The sequence below is a fragment of the Plesiocystis pacifica SIR-1 genome (assembly GCF_000170895.1).
In the GTDB taxonomy this organism is placed as follows: domain Bacteria; phylum Myxococcota_A; class Polyangia; order Nannocystales; family Nannocystaceae; genus Plesiocystis; species Plesiocystis pacifica.
The window spans coordinates 1-16011 of sequence record NZ_ABCS01000017.1 but is presented as its reverse complement, the minus strand read 5'-3'; the positions used below and the strand labels follow the sequence as shown (position 1 = coordinate 16011).

Annotated in this window: 15 protein-coding genes; 13 read left to right on the top strand and 2 right to left on the bottom strand. The window is 70.8% G+C overall.

The window, feature by feature from the left end; all coding sequences use genetic code 11:
- Positions 1-3: 3 nt before the first annotated feature.
- Positions 4-990: an NAD-dependent epimerase/dehydratase family protein gene (locus PPSIR1_RS11025; RefSeq protein WP_006971126.1), complete on the top strand. Its 987-nt coding sequence runs from the start codon at positions 4-6 to the stop codon at positions 988-990.
- Between the two features lie 24 nt (positions 991-1014).
- Complete coding sequence (locus PPSIR1_RS11020; protein WP_198154492.1) at positions 1015-1773, top strand: DUF1295 domain-containing protein; 759 nt, start codon at positions 1015-1017, stop codon at positions 1771-1773.
- 108 nt (positions 1774-1881) lie between these two features.
- On the opposite strand, the gene PPSIR1_RS42420 is transcribed toward PPSIR1_RS11020, so the two are convergent.
- Positions 1882-2379 carry a helix-turn-helix domain-containing protein gene (locus PPSIR1_RS42420; protein ID WP_006971124.1) on the bottom strand — a complete coding sequence of 166 codons (498 nt, stop codon included), beginning with the start codon at positions 2377-2379 and terminating at the stop codon, positions 1882-1884.
- Positions 2380-2926: 547 nt separating this feature from the next.
- Between PPSIR1_RS42420 and PPSIR1_RS42415 the strand changes: the two genes are divergently transcribed.
- The 10 genes from PPSIR1_RS42415 to PPSIR1_RS10960 all read left to right on the top strand — a co-directional run bounded on the left by PPSIR1_RS42415 (position 2927) and on the right by PPSIR1_RS10960 (position 14193).
- Positions 2927-4405 carry a serine/threonine protein kinase gene (locus tag PPSIR1_RS42415; RefSeq protein WP_006971123.1) on the top strand — a complete coding sequence of 493 codons (1479 nt, stop codon included), beginning with the start codon at positions 2927-2929 and terminating at the stop codon, positions 4403-4405.
- Positions 4406-4428: 23 nt separating this feature from the next.
- Positions 4429-5127, top strand: coding sequence for a hypothetical protein (locus PPSIR1_RS11005; protein WP_006971122.1), 699 nt, complete (start codon positions 4429-4431; stop codon positions 5125-5127).
- 18 nt (positions 5128-5145) lie between these two features.
- Positions 5146-6348: a coproporphyrinogen-III oxidase family protein gene (locus PPSIR1_RS11000; protein WP_006971121.1), complete on the top strand. Its 1203-nt coding sequence runs from the start codon at positions 5146-5148 to the stop codon at positions 6346-6348.
- 39 nt (positions 6349-6387) lie between these two features.
- A complete protein-coding gene (locus PPSIR1_RS10995) occupies positions 6388-7551 on the top strand; it encodes a heat-inducible transcription repressor (protein ID WP_006971120.1) in 1164 nt (387 codons plus the stop codon).
- A 106-nt stretch (positions 7552-7657) separates the two neighbouring features.
- Positions 7658-8389 (top strand): nucleotide exchange factor GrpE, encoded by a 732-nt coding sequence (locus tag PPSIR1_RS10990; RefSeq protein WP_006971119.1) that lies wholly within the window; start codon positions 7658-7660, stop codon positions 8387-8389.
- Positions 8390-8436: 47 nt separating this feature from the next.
- Positions 8437-10266 (top strand): molecular chaperone DnaK, encoded by a 1830-nt coding sequence (gene dnaK / locus PPSIR1_RS10985; protein ID WP_006971118.1) that lies wholly within the window; start codon positions 8437-8439, stop codon positions 10264-10266.
- Positions 10266-11381 (top strand): molecular chaperone DnaJ, encoded by a 1116-nt coding sequence (dnaJ, locus tag PPSIR1_RS10980; RefSeq protein ID WP_006971117.1) that lies wholly within the window; start codon positions 10266-10268, stop codon positions 11379-11381. Before dnaK ends, dnaJ begins: the two co-directional genes overlap by 1 nt.
- Positions 11382-11541: 160 nt before the next feature.
- Positions 11542-12210 carry a GTP-binding protein gene (locus PPSIR1_RS10975; RefSeq protein ID WP_006971116.1) on the top strand — a complete coding sequence of 223 codons (669 nt, stop codon included), beginning with the start codon at positions 11542-11544 and terminating at the stop codon, positions 12208-12210.
- Entirely contained in the window at positions 12207-13475 is a 1269-nt protein-coding gene (locus tag PPSIR1_RS10970) for a sensor histidine kinase (protein ID WP_006971115.1), read from the top strand. The genes PPSIR1_RS10975 and PPSIR1_RS10970 overlap by 4 nt, the downstream gene beginning before the upstream one ends.
- A gap of 466 nt (positions 13476-13941) precedes the next feature.
- The gene (locus PPSIR1_RS10960; protein WP_006971113.1) at positions 13942-14193 is read left to right on the top strand and encodes a hypothetical protein; all 252 of its coding nucleotides are present in this window, start codon (positions 13942-13944) and stop codon (positions 14191-14193) included.
- A 22-nt stretch (positions 14194-14215) separates the two neighbouring features.
- Here PPSIR1_RS10960 and PPSIR1_RS10955 read toward each other — a convergent pair whose 3' ends face one another.
- The gene (locus PPSIR1_RS10955; RefSeq protein WP_006971112.1) at positions 14216-14440 is read right to left on the bottom strand and encodes a hypothetical protein; all 225 of its coding nucleotides are present in this window, start codon (positions 14438-14440) and stop codon (positions 14216-14218) included.
- A gap of 360 nt (positions 14441-14800) precedes the next feature.
- On the opposite strand from PPSIR1_RS10955, the gene PPSIR1_RS10950 reads away from it, so the two are divergent.
- The coding region (locus PPSIR1_RS10950; protein ID WP_157595427.1) for a serine/threonine protein kinase at positions 14801-16011 on the top strand (1211 nt) is incomplete at its 3' end.

Here is a 16011-nt window from a genome sequence, read left to right as displayed (position 1 = left end):
GCGATGACCGTCGTCGTGACCGGAGCCAGCGGCCACCTCGGGGCCAACCTCGTCCGCGCCCTCGTGGCCGAGGGCCAGGCCGTCCGCGCCGTGGTCCACCGCAGCAGCGCCGCCCTGGCCGAGCTCGAAGGGAAGATCGAGCTCGCCCACGGCAGCGTCACCGAGCTCGACAGCCTGCGCTCGGCCTTCGCGGGGGCGCGCCGCGTCTACCACCTCGCCGGGGTCATCTCCATCGACGGCGACCGCGGGGGCCTCGTCTACGACGTCAACGTGGCGGGCACGGCCAACGTCGTCCAGGCCTGCCTCGACCGCGCGGTCGAGCGCCTGGTCCACGCCAGCTCCGTGCACGCCTACGACCAAGAGCCCCTCGACGCGGTGCTCGACGAGGCCCGCCCGCAGATCGGCGACTCGCCCGGGCACCCGGCCTACGACCGCAGCAAGGCCCTCGGCGAGCGCGAGGTCCTGCGCGGGGTCGAGGCCGGCCTCGACGCGGTCATCGTCAACCCCTCGGGCATCCTCGGGCCCCACGACTACGGCCCCTCGCGCCTGGGCGAGGTCGTGCGCGACCTGGCCCGCGGGCGCTTGCCGGCGGTGCTCGACGGCGGCTTCGACTGCGTCGACGCCCGGGACCTGTGCGCGAGCCTGATCGCCGCGGCGGACCTCGAGCGCGGGCGCAAGGGCGAGCGCTACATCGTCGGCGGGGCCTGGTACTCCCTCCACGAGATCGCCCGGACCGTGGAGGCCGTCGGCGGTCGCCGAGCGCCGCGCCTGGTCCTGCCGCCCTGGGTCGCCCTCGCGGGGGTGCCCGCGGTCAAGGCCTGGGCCCGGCTGACCCGGACCGAGCCCAAGATCACCCGGGAGTCCATCGAGGTCCTCCAGGCCAACCGCTCGATCTCGAGTGCCAAGGCCCGCGCGGAGCTGGGCCACCGCAACCGGCCGCTGGCGGAGACCGTCGCCGATACGCTGGCCTGGTTTCGAACCCAAGGCTGAGCCCAGCGTGGTATGCCCGCGGGCGTGGGAGACACGCCCGAGATTCATCGCCTGGTGACCTGGATCCTCATCGGCCTCGCCGTGGTCACGTTGATCTCGACCAGCGTGATGACGGCGCCCTACGGCCGGCACACGAGCAAGAGCTGGGGCCCGAGCTTGCCCTCGCGCTGGGGCTGGGTGCTGATGGAGACGCCGGCGGTGGTGGTGTTTTGCTGGATCTACATGCAGGGCCAGCACCGCTTCGAGACCGTGCCGCTGATCTTGCTCGGCCTGTGGCAGTTCCACTACGTCCAGCGCACCTACGTGTTCCCCTTCCGGACCCGCAGCGAAAAGCGCATGCCGGTGTTCGTGTGCGCCATGGGGGCGCTGTTCCAGCTGATCAACGCCTACATCAACGCGCGCTGGATCTCCCACTGGGGCAGCTACGACCCGCAGTGGCTCATGGACTGGCGGCTGTGGCTGGGGGCGGGGATGTTCCTCGCTGGCTGGGCGATCAACTTCAAGGCGGACGCGATGCTGATCGCCCTGCGCGAGCCCGGAGAGTCGGGCTACAAGATCCCTCGGGGGTGGCTCTACGAGTACGTGTCCTGCCCCAACTACCTCGGCGAGATCCTCGAGTGGACGGGCTGGGCGGTGGCGACCTGGTCGCTGCCGGGGCTGGCCTTCGCCCTGTACACGGCGGCCAACATCGGGCCGCGGGCGCGCTCGAATCACCGCTGGTACCAGGCGACCTTCGAGGACTACCCGCCCGAGCGCAAGGCGTTGATCCCCTTCCTGTTTTGATCGCGTCTTTGCCGTCGAGGGACACGGGAAGAGGGACGCCCCGTTGGCGCCCCCCTCCCCGTACTCGTCAGCCGTCGTGCCGCGCTCGCCCTGGGTCGGGCGGCTGGGCTACTCGATGCGCCGGGTGATGTCGTCGGGGCCCGCGGCGTGGCGGGGGGTCTGCTCGTCGAGGGAGGCCAGGGCCTCGCGCACGCGCTCGGCGTCCGAGCTGCCCTCGTCGCCGCTGGACCCGGCGCCGGGCTGACCCAGCTGCAGGGCGAGGCGCAGCAGGGCCTCGCGGTTGCCGACGTTGGCCTTGGCGAACACGTTGTGCAGGTGCCACTTGACCGTCGCCTTGCGCACGCCGAGGACCTGCGCGAGGCCCTCGTTGTCGTGGCCCTCGAGGATGCCCGCGAGCACGTCCTGTTCACGCGGAGTGAGCGAGAGGCGCTCGCCCAGGCGCTCGACGGCCCACGCCAGGCGGCTGGCGGCTTCGCCCTCGAGCAGGATGCGGTGGACGGTGTAGCCGAGGGCTTCGAGCACCGCGGTGATGCGCGCGGCGTCGGTGTCGCTCTCGACGCTGAAGGTGATCTCGGTGGGGGGAGTGGACTCGGTGCTGACGTTCACGATTGCTGGCCTCAGACACCAGCTTTGGGGACGAGCGGCCGACCGTAAGGGACGCAGCTGTCACCGCCGCGTCGCGTGACGAACGGTGACCGGCGCGCTCCGGGGTTCGTCGTCGACGGCCCCAAACGCGGGACGCGTCGATCCCGAGTCGATCCCGAGTCGATCCCGAGGGGCCCCGCATGCTCGCAAGCGCGCCCGCGAACCCGGACGCACGGGGGTTTCGGAGACGCCGCGCGGACGCTCGCACCCCGGACCGAAGTGGGGCTCGGAGGCGGCGAGTAAATCCCATTGGCCTCGGGGAATGGCGCTGGCGCGGCTGGCGGGTTCCGGGCAGGTCACGAGCCCTCGGGGACCCCTGTGCGAAGCCACGACCGCGGGTCAGGACCGCCGCGCCAGCTCCGGCCCGAGGGTTGGGTTTGTCGGTCTCGGCCCCGCCGAGCGGCCCTCGCAGGGGCTCGGCAGGCCGCGTGGCCCCTCCTGCGGGCCGCGCGGGCCCGCCGTCTCACCCTTGTGGGCCCTGGAGTGGATCGTCTAAGCTTCCGGCGTTTTGAGCAACATCGAGCCCACGCCCTTCGGCGACAAGTACGTCCTCGTCGAACACATCGCCACCGGCGGCATGGCCGAGGTCTACCGCGCCCAGTACACGGGTATCGAGGGCTTCGCCAAAGAGCTTGTCGTCAAGCGGTTGCGCGAAGAGTTCGTCGAGCGCCCGGAGATCGTCCAGATGTTCCTGGACGAGGCTCGCGTCGCGGCGACGCTGACGCACAACAACGTCGTCCACACCTACGACCTCGGTGAGCTCGGCGGCGAGTACTTCATCGCCATGGAGCTGCTCGTGGGCGAGGAGCTCGTCGCCGTCCTGCGCCGCGCCGTGGGTACGGGGAACATGCTGCCCATGGACCTGAGCGTCGGCATCATCATGCAGTCGCTCGAGGGGCTCAACTACGCCCACTCCCGCACCGACGAGCACGGCCAGCCCATCGGCCTCGTCCACCGCGACATCAACCCCACGAACATCCACGTCGGCTACGACGGCCTGTGCAAGATCGTCGACTTCGGCATCGCGGCCACGCGGGCCACGGCGGTGTCCAAGGGCCCGGCGCAGTTCGCCGGCAAGCTGTCCTACATGGCCCCGGAGCAGATCCACGGGGCCGACCTCGACGGCCGCGCGGACATCTTCGCCATCGGCGTCGTGCTCTACGAGATGTGCCTGGGCAAGCGCCTGTTCCGTGGCCGCCCGGCCGAGGTCCGCGAGCGCGTGCTGAGCGGCGACATCCCGGCGCCGACCTTCGTCGACCCCGACTTCCCGCCGGCCCTCGAAGCGATCATCATGCGCTCGCTCGAGGTCGACGCCAACGACCGCTACCAAAACTGCGATCACATGTATCGCGAGCTCGACGCCTTCATGCAGGAGGCGGGCTGGAGCGTGAGCCCCCGGCGCATCAGCGCGTTCATGAGTGAGATGTTCGGCGAGGGCGCGCCGGCCGAGGTCGACTACGACGACCTCTACGACGACCTCGAGGACGAGGCCCTCGACTTCGACGCCTTCGAGTCCCTCGGCGACGACGGCGATGGCGACGACGCCCCGGACTGGGCACGCAACCTGGGCGCTGGCCGGGCGACCGAGGACGAGATGCCCCGCCGGGGTCGCTCGATGACCATCGGCAACCTCGAGGACCTGGTCGCCGACATCAAGCAGAACACCCCCGAGGACTCGGGCGTGCGGCCCCAGGCGGGGGTCTCCAAGAAGAAGGCCCCGTCCGTGTCCGCGCCCGCGGTCAAGAAGTCCAAGAGCGGCAGTTCGCGTGCGACGCGCGGCGGTTCGCGGACGGGCAGCCGCGCTCGACCGGCCAGCACCTCGCGCCACACCTCCTCCGGCAGCGCTCTCGATGGCAACACCGGGTCCTTCGGCAAGGGCGTGGTCACGGAACAGACGCGCCGTGGGAACCCGGTGATCTGGATCGGCGTGGTCATCCTGCTCGGGGCGATTCTGTACTTCGGCTACGAGATTTTGACCGCCAAGTGAGCGCAGCGGTATTGTCCGGGGACATGGCGACTCAGTCCTCGTGGAGCGCGTTCTCGGCCTTTCAGGTCTTCGGCGACCACGTGCCGATGGACGGGTTCTCGCTCGTGCTCCGGCTCGTCGTCGACGCGCGCAGCACCGATCGCGTGCTCGAGAGCCGCGCAAAGACTCAGCCCAACCTCGACCCCGCCCTGGCTCAGGCCGTGCTCCGCTCGAGCCTCGGGCTGATCACCACGGGCATGGTCGCCTTCGTGTACGCGAACACGCAGGAGTCCCTGGTGGTGATCCGCCGCGAGGTCGTGCAGGACGTGGGCCAGTCCCTCGAGGTCCACGATCGCCTGGTCTCGGCCTGGGCCTCGCGCATGGCCTTGATCGTCGGGGAGCCCGTCCCGGTGGTCGGCCAGGTCTACGAGTTCCCCGACATCGGCGTGGTCGGCAAGGCCCTCCAGGGCTGCGTCGACAGCCTCGAAGAGGGGACCCCGCTGCGCACGGCTCGGCGCCTGGGCGTCCAGCTGCGCGGCCGGGGGCAGGCCTTCCACGAGTCCATGCTCGAGTCCATCGAGGAGCAGACCAGCCTGCTCGAGAGCCACAGCGTCGACATGGACAAGCTGCCCTCGTGGTGGTGGCGCGGCGTCGCGGCCAAGCTCGGCAACGCCGCGGCTGGCGAGGTCGAGCTGTGGTCCGAGCTGCCCGCGACCGGTGAGCTCATCCAGCAGCTGTACTGACTCGGGCCTGACTCGGGGATGACCGACTCCGACCCTGCCGAGGCGCTCGGGCTCTACGTCCACGTGCCCTTTTGCGCGCGGGCGTGCCCGTACTGCGACTTCGACTTCGAGGTCCTGCGCCAGACCGAGAGCGAGACCGGGGCCCTGGCGCCGCGGGTCTCGGCCTGGCTCGAGGGCCTCGAGGCCGAGCGAGACGAGCGGTGGGCGGGGGAGCTCGCCGGCCGGCGGGTCGACACCCTCTACCTCGGCGGCGGGACCCCGAGCGCCATCGGGGTCGCCGGGCTCGAGCGCCTGTTCGCGTGGGTCGAGTCCCGCTTCGCGCTGCGCCTGGCCGCCCTCGACGAGGTCACCGTGGAGCTCAACCCCGAGCACCTCGACGCCGCGCTGCTCGCTCGCCTCGTCGACGCCGGGGTCTCGCGGGTGTCCCTGGGCGTGCAGAGCCTCGCGGCCTCGGGCCTGCGCGAGCTCGGCCGGGTGCACGCGCGGGAGCAGGCCCTGGCGTGCGTGCGTCGGGCCCACGGCGCCGGCTTGGGCACGAGCGCGGACCTGATGCTCGGCTGGCGCGGGCAGACGCCGGCGGGTCTGCGCCGGGAGATCGACGCGTTGCTCGAGGCCGGCGCCGGCCACCTCTCGATCTATGCCCTGACCATCGAGGAGGACACACCCTGGCCGGGCCTGGTCGCCCGGGGCCAGCGCGAGCTGCCCGACGACGACGTCCAGGCCGAGCTGCTGCAGGTCGCCGAGGGGCACCTGGCCGCCCGGGGCTTTCGCCACTACGAGGTCGCCAGCTACGCGGCGCCGGGGGGCGCCGAGGCGATCCACAACGGCAAGTACTGGCGCTGGCGAGACGTCGTCGCGCTCGGCCCCTCGGCGGTGTCCGTGCGCCACGGCCTCGTCGAAGGGCGCGGCGTGGTCGCGCGGCGCATGAACCCGCGGGGCCTCGAGCGCTGGCTGTCGGGGGCGGCTCCGGAGTACGAGCGCCTCGAGGGGGAGAGCGCCGCGGCCGAGGGCCTGTGGCTGGGGCTGCGCCGGCTCGAGGGCGTGGACGTCGCCGCTTTCTCCCGCCGCTTTGGCCTGCCCCGCTCGTGGGTGGAGGCTCGGGTCGCCCGCCAGGTGGGCCTGGGTAACCTCGAGTGGGTGGGCGATCCCCCCGCGGCACGGTTGCGGGTCGCTCCGGGCCGCTGGCTCGTCCACGACACTATCGCCGTCGATCTCCTGTAGGTGCGTGGCGGGGGAAAAAAGCGTAAGAATTTACCCGACGTGGACGCCACCGTGACCGCGCGCCAGCGCCAGATCCTCATCGCGCTGTGTCGCCAGCATGCCCTCGCGGGGCGGCCGGTGGCTTCGCGGGCGCTATCCAGCGTGCACGGGCTCGACTGGTCGCCGGCGACGATCCGCAGCGAGCTCGCGGCCCTCGAGCGCCTGGGCTTCGTGGCCAAGGCCCACGCCGCCGCCGGTCGGGTCCCGACCGCCGAGGGCTGGCGGGTCTACGTCGAGCAGCTGCCGCGCACGCCCGCGCCCCCGGAGCACCGCCGCCTCCTCGACGCGGGGCTCGAGAGCGGCCGGGACGCCCGGACCGGCCTGCGCTCCATGGCCCGCGTGCTCTCGCACCTCGCCGGCTGCGTGGCCATTGGCTTCGTCGGGGAGCCCCGCCCGGCCCAGGTCCGCGGCCTCGAGCTGGTCCCCCTCGCCGACGGCGAGGGCCGGGTCCTGGTCATGCTCGGCTTCGACGACGGGGCCAGCTCCGTGCGCACCGTGGAGCTCCAGCGCGAGGTCCTGGGCACCGAGGGCGAGCTCCGGCGGATCCAGGGGCTGCTGCGCGAGCTCACCGTCGGCCGCTCGTTGACCGAGGCGAGCCGAGAGCTGCGCGAGCTGCTCGCCGTCGAGCACGAGCGCTTCGATCGCTGCATGGCCGAGGCCCTGCGCGTGGGCCTGCTGCTGTGCGTCGCCTCCTTCGATCCCCTGTGGATGCAGGTCGCGGGGCAGGGCAGCCTGGTCGGCCCCGACGGGGGCGTGAGCGCGGGGCCGGGGGCCGATCCCCAGTCCATCGCCGAGCTCCTGGCCCTGCTCGAGGACTACCAGCAGCTCGCCGCGATCTTGTGCCAGCTGCTCCCCGAGCCGGCGGGGGTGCGCGTTGGCGAACACCGCGCAGCCGTGCGCCTCGACCTGGGCCTGAGCCAGCTGGGTGCTGCGGGCCTGGGCGCGGGGTCGAGCGTGGGGGCTGGCGCCGCTTTGGGGACGGGTTTGGCCGTCGGGGCTGGGCTGTCCCTCGTGGGTTGCCGCCTGCGCTGGGGGGGCGCGAGCGAGGGCGAGGGGCCACCGGCGACCGCCGCGGTCGCCCTGTTGGGGAGTCCCCGCATGGATTACGAGGCGGTGATTCCTCTGGTAGAATACGCCGCGCGAGCGATGGCCGCTCGCGGGTGACCCTCGCGTCCTCGGGCGCGGGGGTCTGGGGTCTGACCCCACTGCGCGAGTGCGAGCGGGCGCCACACCCCCGCCGCGGCCGAGCGACACAGCGATCAGGAACGAAATGAGCGGAGATCAGGACGCAAGCGAGCCCCAGGCGAGCAACCCCATCGAGCAGGCGATGCGCGAGGCCGAGGAGGCCGTCGACAAGGTCCGCGCGGCTCGGGACGACGACGAGGACGCCGACCTCATCGACATCGAGGCGGACCTCGACGGCGGCGAGGCCGAGGCCGAGGGAGAGGACGCACCGGCCCCAGACCCCGTCGCCGAGCTCGAGGCCGAGCTGGCCGCGGCCCAGGCCGAGACCGCGGCCATGAAGGACAAGTGGCTGCGGGCCATCGCCGACCACGAGAACTACAAAAAGCGGGTCAAGCGGGACATCGACGACGCGGTCCACCGCGCCGTGCAGAACTTGCTCTCGAGCTTCCTGCCCATCGGCGACAACCTCGAGCGGGCCCTGAGCGTGGCCCCGGCCGACGCCAACGACCAGCTCGTCAAGGGCATCGGCATGGTCCAGCAGGAGTTCTTCAGCGCCCTGGCCAAGCAGGGCATCACCCCCGTCGAGACCCTGGGCAAGCCCTTCGACCCCAACGTCCACGACGCGCTGCAGCAGATCGACTCGCCAGACTACCCCCCGGGGGTCGTCGCCATCGAGTACGAAAAGGGCTACCGGCGCGGGGACAAGCTCCTGCGTCCGGCCCGGGTCGTCGTCGCGGGTCCTGGCTCGACGGGCGAGGCCCCCGATGCCAGCGAGGGCGAGGGCTCCGACGCCGACGCCGAGCCCGAGGCCAACTGAGAACCGGCTAGGCGACTGCGCCGACGGCCGGGTAGGATAGGGCGAGCATGGGCGATCGCATCATCGGCATCGACTTGGGTACGACGAATTCCTGTGTCGCCGTGCTCGAGGACGACGAGACACGAGTCATCCCCAACCCCGAGGGCTCGCGCACGACCCCCTCGGTCGTCGCGATCAGCGACAAGGGCGAGCAGCTCGTCGGGACCCTGGCCAAGCGCCAGGCCATCACCAACCCGGCCAAGACCGTCTACGCCGCCAAGCGGCTCATCGGCCGCAAGTTCGGCGACCCCGAGGTCGAGGAGCTGGCCAGGTTCCTGCCCTACGAGATCGTCGCGGCCGACAACGGCGACGCGTGGATCGCCATCGACGACCGGCGCTACTCGCCCTCGGAGATCGGCGCGGCGGTCCTGGGCATGCTCAAGGAGTGCGCCGAGGACTTCGTCGGCGACGGCGAGATCACCCGGGCGGTGATCACCGTCCCCGCTTACTTCGACGACGCCCAGCGCCAGGCCACCAAGGACGCCGGGCGCATCGCGGGCCTCGAGGTCGAGCGCATCATCAACGAGCCGACGGCGGCGACCCTGGCCTACGGCTACGGCCGCGAGGGTAAGGAGGACCTGACCGTCGCGGTCTACGACCTCGGCGGCGGCACCTTCGACATCTCCGTCCTCGAGCTGCGCGAGGGCGCCTTCGAGGTCCTGGCGACCTCCGGCGACACCTTCCTGGGCGGCGAGGACTTCGACAACGCCGTGGTCGACTGGGCCGCGATCACCTTCAAGGCCGAGCACGGCATCGACCTGCGCAACGACAAGCTGTCCAAGCAGCGCCTCAAGGAGGCGGCGGAGAAGGCCAAGCACGAGCTGTCCTGGTCCCTCGACACGGAGATCAACCTGCCCTTCATCGCGGCCAAGGACGGGCAGCCCGTGCACCTCGAGCTGCAGCTTACCCGCAACAAGCTCGAGGAGCTGACCCGGGCGCTGGTCGAGCGCAGCCTCGGGCCGTGCAAGGCGGCCCTCGACGCCGCCGAGCTCGGCGTCAACGACATCGACGAGCTGCTGCTCGTCGGCGGTCAGACCCGCATGCCCCTGGTCCGCGAGCTCGTCGGCGAGTTCTTCGAGCGCGAGCCGAGCGCGGGCCTCAACCCCGACGAGGTCGTGGCCTCGGGCGCGGCCATCCAAGGCGGCATCCTCGGCGGCGAGGTCAAGGGCGTGGTCCTGCTCGACGTCGTCCCCCTCAACATCGGGGTCGAGACCGCGGGCGGCCTGTTCACCCCGCTGATCCCCCAGGGCACGACCATCCCCACCACCAAGTCCGAGGTGTTCAGCACCAGCGTCGACAACCAGCCGGTGGTCCCCGTGCACGTGCTCCAGGGTCTGCGCGAGCTGGCCGACGACAACAAGAGCCTCGCCCGCCTGCAGCTCACCGACATCCCCCCGGCGCCCCGCGGGGTCCCGCAGATCAAGGTCACCTTCGACATCAACGCCGACGGCATCCTGTCGGTCGCGGCCGAGGACCTGGGCTCGGGCAAGTCGGCCTCGATGACGGTCCAGCCGGCCTCGGGCCTGACCGAAGACCAGCTCGAGCGCCTCGCCGAGGAGGCCACCTCCAAGCGCAGCGAGGACATCGCCCGGCGCGAGCTGGTCGATCTGCGCAACCGCGCCGAGACCCTGATCTACACCTGTGAGCGCTCCGTCGAGGCCTTCGGGGACAGCCTGTCCGCCGCCGACAGCCAGACGATCAACCAAGACATCGCCCGGCTGCGCAGCTTGTTGGCCGCGGCCGAGGTCGACGCCCCGGCCGTCCGCGACGCGCTCGCGGCCCTCGAGAGCTCCTCGCACCAGATCTACGAGGCGATGCTCGCCGACGAGCCTGGCTAATGGCCAAGAAACCCGACTACTACGCGGTCCTGGGCATCGCGCGCAACGCCGACGACGCCGAGATCAAAAAGGCCTACCGGCGCATCGCCCTCGAGAGTCACCCGGATCGCTTCCCGGATGACCCCGACGCCCACGAGCGCTTTCGCCAGGCCTCGGAGGCCTACGAGGTGCTCAGCGATCCCGAGCGACGGGCCCGCTACCACAGCACCCGCTTGCTCGAGCAGGGCCTCGACCTGGCCCGCCAGCCGCCGACGGTGGCCTCGGCCCAGGAGCTGTTCGGCTCGCTCTTTGGCGACGTGTTCGGCAACCGGCGACACCAGCGGCGCCGCGGGCGAGACGTCCGCTACACCTTGACCGTCGACCTCGAGGACGCGGTGCTCGGCTCCTCGCACACGATCCGCTTCGACGGGCGCGGGGCCTGCGACAGCTGCGGGGGATCGGGCACCGAGCCGGGCGGCCGCCCGCCCATCGAGTGCCCCAACTGCGACGGCACGGGCGAGGTCAAGACCGGCGGCTTCCTGTCGAGGCGCAGCCGCTGCGGTCGCTGCGACGGCCTGGGCATGATCCAGCAAGACCCCTGCAAGACCTGCAGGGGCAGGGGGGTGCTCAAGCGCGAGCGCTCCTTCGACGTCCGCCTGCCCCCGGGCACCGAGGCCGGGAGCGAAAAGCTGCTCCGCGGCCAGGGCGAGCCCGGGCGCTACGGCGGCGAGCCCGGAGACCTGCGCATCAAGGTCAACGTCCGCCCGCACCCGTGGCTGACCCGCGACAACCTCAAGCTGGTGTGCCGCTTGCCGGTGCCCCTGCCGCGCATGGCCCTGGGCGGCAAGGTGCCGGTCCCGACCATCGACGGCTGGGTCGACATGGACATCCCCGCGGGGGTGGCCACGGGGACCCGGCTGCGCCTGCGGGGCAAGGGCGTGCCCGACACCCGCGGCGGCCGGGGGGACCAGTTCGTCGAGCTCGTGGTCGAGACGCCCCGGGACCTGTCCGGGACGCGGACCCGCGAGCTGCTGCTGGAGCTCGAGCGGACCATGGTCCGGGAGGGCGTCATGCCGGAGCACAAAAAGCTGCTCGAGGCCCTCGCGGCCCACGAGCGCGAGGGCGAACAAAACTAGCGGGCGCTGCTCGGGCAGCGCCGATTGGCCCCAAAGCGAGCGCAAGCTGGCCCCAAACTACGGGGCAAAGGTACAGGTTGCGAGGCCCCGGAGGCCCTTCGCCCGGCCTGGAATTGTCCCCGGTCGGCCCCGGTCCGCGGTACAGTGGGCGCGCCGATCAATGGTCTACATCGACATTCAGCACCGCGAGGTCACCCTCAAGCTGGTCTACTACGGCCCGGCGCTGAGCGGGAAGACGACCAACCTCCAGCAGCTCCACCGGCTCATGCTCGGGCACACGGAGAGCGAGCTGGTCACCCTCGACACGCGTGACGATCGCACGCTGTTTTTCGATCTCCTGCCCCTGGAGTTCGAGACGCGCGGCGGCTTCCGCATCCGCTTGAAGCTGTTCACCGTGCCCGGTCAGGTCATCCACAACACGACCCGCAAGATCGTGTTGCAAGGTGCCGACGGCGTCGCGTTCATCGCGGACTCGCGGGTGTCGCAGACCCGGCAAAACAACGAGTCCTTCGCCAACCTCAAGCAGAACCTGCGCGAGAACGGCATCGACTTCAAAGACGTCGCCCGGGTGATCCAGTTCAACAAGCGCGACCTGCCCGGGATCCGCAGCGACGACGCGATCAAAAAGATCGCCACCCGTGGTTCGGAGCCGGTGTTCACGGCCATCGCCATCGAGGGGGCGGGGGTCGCCGAGACCTTCCAGGGGTTGGCCTCGCTGACCTGGGAGAAGCTCGAGACCAACTTCAATTTCGCCGAGCGCTTTGGCGTGACCCATGGCGACTTCATGGAGAAGATCGAGTCCCTGTTCCAGGCGAAGGGGTCTGGGTGAGTGGTGCGAGCCAGGCTGCGACGCTCAGCGCGTCCGATCGTCGTGCTCCCCTCGAGCGACTGATCCGGCGCGAAGACATCGAGCGCACCCTCGCGCCCTATTTGGGCGGGGCCTTCGGGCCGGTCCGGGGCCTCGGCATCTTCGATCTCGAGGGGGCCCGCTACGCCGGGGTCGGCCCGGCCGTCGAGGGCTGGTCGCAGCTGCCGGCGGCGGCCGTCGAGGGCCTGCGCAGCGCCGAGCGGGCCTTCGAGCACGACGGGGTGCAGTTCGCGATCCGCCCGTGCTACGCCGGGGCGGACCGCGTCGGCAGCCTGGTCATCGGCATGGCAGGGGAGGGCGCCGAGCACCTCGCCGAGGTCACCGAAGCCCTCGGCGGGACCGTCGGCGCGCTCTTGCAGGCCGGCTTTGCGACCTGGGTGACCTCGGAGATGCACCTGGCCGCGAGCGAGTCCAACCACCGCGCGCTGCAGCAGCAAAACGCCGAGCTCGAGCGGGCCATCGCCCACCTGCGCGACGTCGATCAGCTCAAGAGCAACTTCCTGGCCACGGTCAGCCACGAGCTGCGCACGCCGCTGACGAGCATCATCGGCTTCTCCGAGATGCTCGCCAAGGGCATCGCCGGCCCGCTCAACGAGGAGCAGACCGAGTACGCCAACATGATCCTCGACCGCGGCGAGGAGCTGCTGCGGCTGATCACCCAGATCCTCGAGATGTCGAAGATGGAGATGGGCACGGTGCGCTTGAAGCTGCGCCCGACCCCGCTCGCCGACGTCGTCGGGCGGGCCTTCGGCTCGGCGGTGATTCCGGCCGACCGCGCCCACGTCAACCTCGTCCGCGACTTCGCCGACGACCTCCCGCTGATGCTCGTCGACCCCGACAAGGTCCTGCAGGTGCTGATCAACCTGGTCACCAACGGGATCAAGTTCAACCGCCCCGACGGCCACGTCGCCGTGCGGGCCGAGCTCGCGCCGATCCGCCGGCCCTTCGAGGAGGACTTCTTCGGCGAGGAGGTCGCCGACGCGATGCGCGTCTCGGTCAGCGACACGGGCATCGGCATTCCCGAGGATCAGCTCGCGCGCATCTTCGACGCCTTTTATCAGGTCGACTCGAGCTCCACCCGAGAGCACGGCGGGGCGGGGCTGGGGCTGTCGATCGTCAAGAAGCTGATCGAGGCGCACGGCGGCGAGATCTGGGCCGAGAGCATCGTCGGCGTGGGCACCACCTTCCACTTCACCCTGCCCCTGGCCGAGGGCGCCGAGGGCTGAGTGCTGCTCTGCCCCCACAGGCATCTGAGGACCGGGGGCGCTTCGTCGCTATCCGCTCCTCCGCTTTGGCTTGGTGGGCAATGGAGTTCGTGCCCTCGAGAGGGCATGCGGTCGCCCCCGCGAGCGGGGGCGTGGATTCGTTGACAGTCACTGAGCGCTGTTTTGCCCCCGCAGCCGGCTGGGACCGGGGGCGCTTCGTCGCTGTCCGCTCCGCCGCTTTGGCTTGGTGGGCAATGGAGTTCGTGCCCTCGAGAGGGCATGCGGTCGCCCCCGCGAGCGGGGGCGTGGATTCGTTGACAGTCACTGAGAGCGATCGCGCCGAGGCCGAGCGCGATCGCTTCGTGATCGCGCCGTGATCGCTTCGGGCTGCCTGCAAAAACCGGCTTTGGGAGGCCTCGCGGGCGTCTCGAAGCGGGTTTTGGTCTTGGCGATCGAGGCCCTTTGGGGCAAGCTTCGACGCCGACGCATGAACGCCCAGGAACAACTCTCCGAACTCGAGAAGCTCGCCGACGAGCTCGAAGTGCAGGTCAGCTACGAGCCCATGGGCGGCCTCGTGCAGGGCGTCGGGGGGCTGTGCCGGGTGCGTGGGCGCTACCGGATCATCGTCGACCGCAAGCTGCGCCCGCCGGAGCGCCTGCAGGTCGTGGCCGACGCGCTGCGCCGCTTCGACACGGACAAGCACTTCGTGTCACCGCAGGTCCGCAAGCTGCTCGGCTAGCAGCTCGCTAGTCGGGCTTGGCTCAGGCCCGGAGCAGGTCCGCGAGGGTGGGGTCGTCCTCGAGCAGCTCGACGAGCTGCAGCTCGAGGCGCGCGCTGGCCTCGGCGGTCAGCGATGCTTCGCCGAGGCTCGAAGTGAGCGGCCCTCGCACGACCTCGGCGATCAGCTGAAGCTGCGCGGCGCGGAGGTCGAGATCCCCCGCGCCGATGGCCGCGGCCAGTGCTTCGCTGCGCTGCGCGGAGGTCACGGGAGCCACATCGAGGGCTTCCACCGCGGGTTCCGCGGTCACACCGGCGAGGGCCCCGGCTGCGGGGGGCGACCCAACCGCGCCGTCGTGTTCGTCGCCAGAACCCATGTCTGCGCACCATAGCACCGGTGAACGAATCCTCCGCGGTCGATGACCTGCGCAAACGAACCCGTCGCAGCCCGCGATCCCCGGCGCGCGCGCGCAGATGTGCGAAAGGATTGACTTTTGCGGCCCGCAGAGGTGAGATCGGGCCCTCGCTGCGCCCCACCGGCGCGATCAAATCCGCGGGAGCGCTCCTTGTTGGACCTGCCCAAGAAACTAGCCAAATACGAGATTCTCGGCCGCATCGCCCTCGGGGGGATGGCAGAGGTCTACAAGGCCGTGTCTCGCGGCGTCGAAGGCTTCGAGAAGGTCGTCGCGATCAAGCGAATCCTGCCCCACGTCGCCGAGGATGAAGAGTTCATCACGATGTTCAAGGATGAGGCGCGCATCGCTGCGCAGCTTCAGCACTCGAACATCGCGTCCATCTACGAGCTCGGCTCGGAGGACGAGAGCTTCTACATCGTGCTCGAGTACGTGCCGGGCCGAGACCTCCGATCCATCTTCGAGCTCGGGCGCAGCTCCAAGCGCCCCATGCCCCTGGCCCAGGCCTGCTACATCATCATGCAGGTCTGCGAGGGGCTCGAGTACGCCCACAACAAAAAGGACCGCCACGGCCGCCCGCTGGGGCTGATCCACCGCGACGTGAGCCCGCCGAACATCCTCGTGTCCTACGAGGGCGAGGTGAAGCTCATCGACTTCGGCGTGGCCAAGGCCGCCGGCCGGGCCTCGCAGACCCAGGCCGGCATCCTCAAGGGCAAGTTCGGCTACATGTCGCCGGAGCAGGTCCGCGGCGCGACCATCGACCGGCGCAGCGACGTGTTCTCCCTCGGCGCCGTGCTGTGGGAGATCCTCTGCAACCAGCGCCTGTTCCAGGCCGAGACCGACTTCGCGACCCTCGAGAAGGTCCGCACCGTCAACGTCGACCCGCCCAGCCGGATCAACCCCGCGGTGCCCACCAAGCTCGAGCAGATCGTCATGCGCTCGCTGCATGCCGATCTCAACCAGCGCTACCAGACCGCCGCTGAATTCCACGACGCGCTGCAAGCCTTCATGTTCGAAGAGGGGCTGTTCTACAGCCGCAAGAACCTCGCCGAGTGGATGCAGCAAAACTTCGCCAAAGAGATCGAGGCGGAGAAGCAGCGCGCGCGACAGGTGCCGCCGCCGGCCCCTGCGAACAAACCCAAGAAAGCCATGAGCCCGCCCCCGGGGAACCGTCCGCCTCCGCCTCCTCCTGGCGGCAAGAAGAAGCCGCCGCCGCCTCCAGGCAAACGTCCACCGCCGCCCTCTGGCGGCCCACCGCCCCCCGGCGGCAAGCGCCCCGGCGGTCGTCCCCGCGCCAAGACGATGGTGATGACCAACCAAAAGGCGGACATCCCCGGCATGGGCAAGAAGGCGCCGCCGCGGCCCAAGCCCGCGCCGCGGCCCGTGGCCAAGCCCAAGCCCGCCGCGCCTGCGCCGGCCGGCGGTGG

Excerpts from the sequence above, each read along its gene's own strand:
- PPSIR1_RS11025 (WP_006971126.1), top strand. The coding sequence starts at position 4 with ATGACCGTCGTCGTGACCGGAGCCAGCGGCCACCTCGGGGCCAACCTC.
- PPSIR1_RS11000 (WP_006971121.1), top strand. The coding sequence starts at position 5,146 with ATGACCGACTCCGACCCTGCCGAGGCGCTCGGGCTCTACGTCCACGTG.
- dnaJ (WP_006971117.1), top strand. The coding sequence starts at position 10,266 with ATGGCCAAGAAACCCGACTACTACGCGGTCCTGGGCATCGCGCGCAAC.
- PPSIR1_RS11005 (WP_006971122.1), top strand. The coding sequence starts at position 4,429 with ATGGCGACTCAGTCCTCGTGGAGCGCGTTCTCGGCCTTTCAGGTCTTC.
- PPSIR1_RS10960 (WP_006971113.1), top strand. The coding sequence starts at position 13,942 with ATGAACGCCCAGGAACAACTCTCCGAACTCGAGAAGCTCGCCGACGAG.
- dnaK (WP_006971118.1), top strand. The coding sequence starts at position 8,437 with ATGGGCGATCGCATCATCGGCATCGACTTGGGTACGACGAATTCCTGT.
- PPSIR1_RS10990 (WP_006971119.1), top strand. The coding sequence starts at position 7,658 with ATGAGCGGAGATCAGGACGCAAGCGAGCCCCAGGCGAGCAACCCCATC.
- PPSIR1_RS10975 (WP_006971116.1), top strand. The coding sequence starts at position 11,542 with ATGGTCTACATCGACATTCAGCACCGCGAGGTCACCCTCAAGCTGGTC.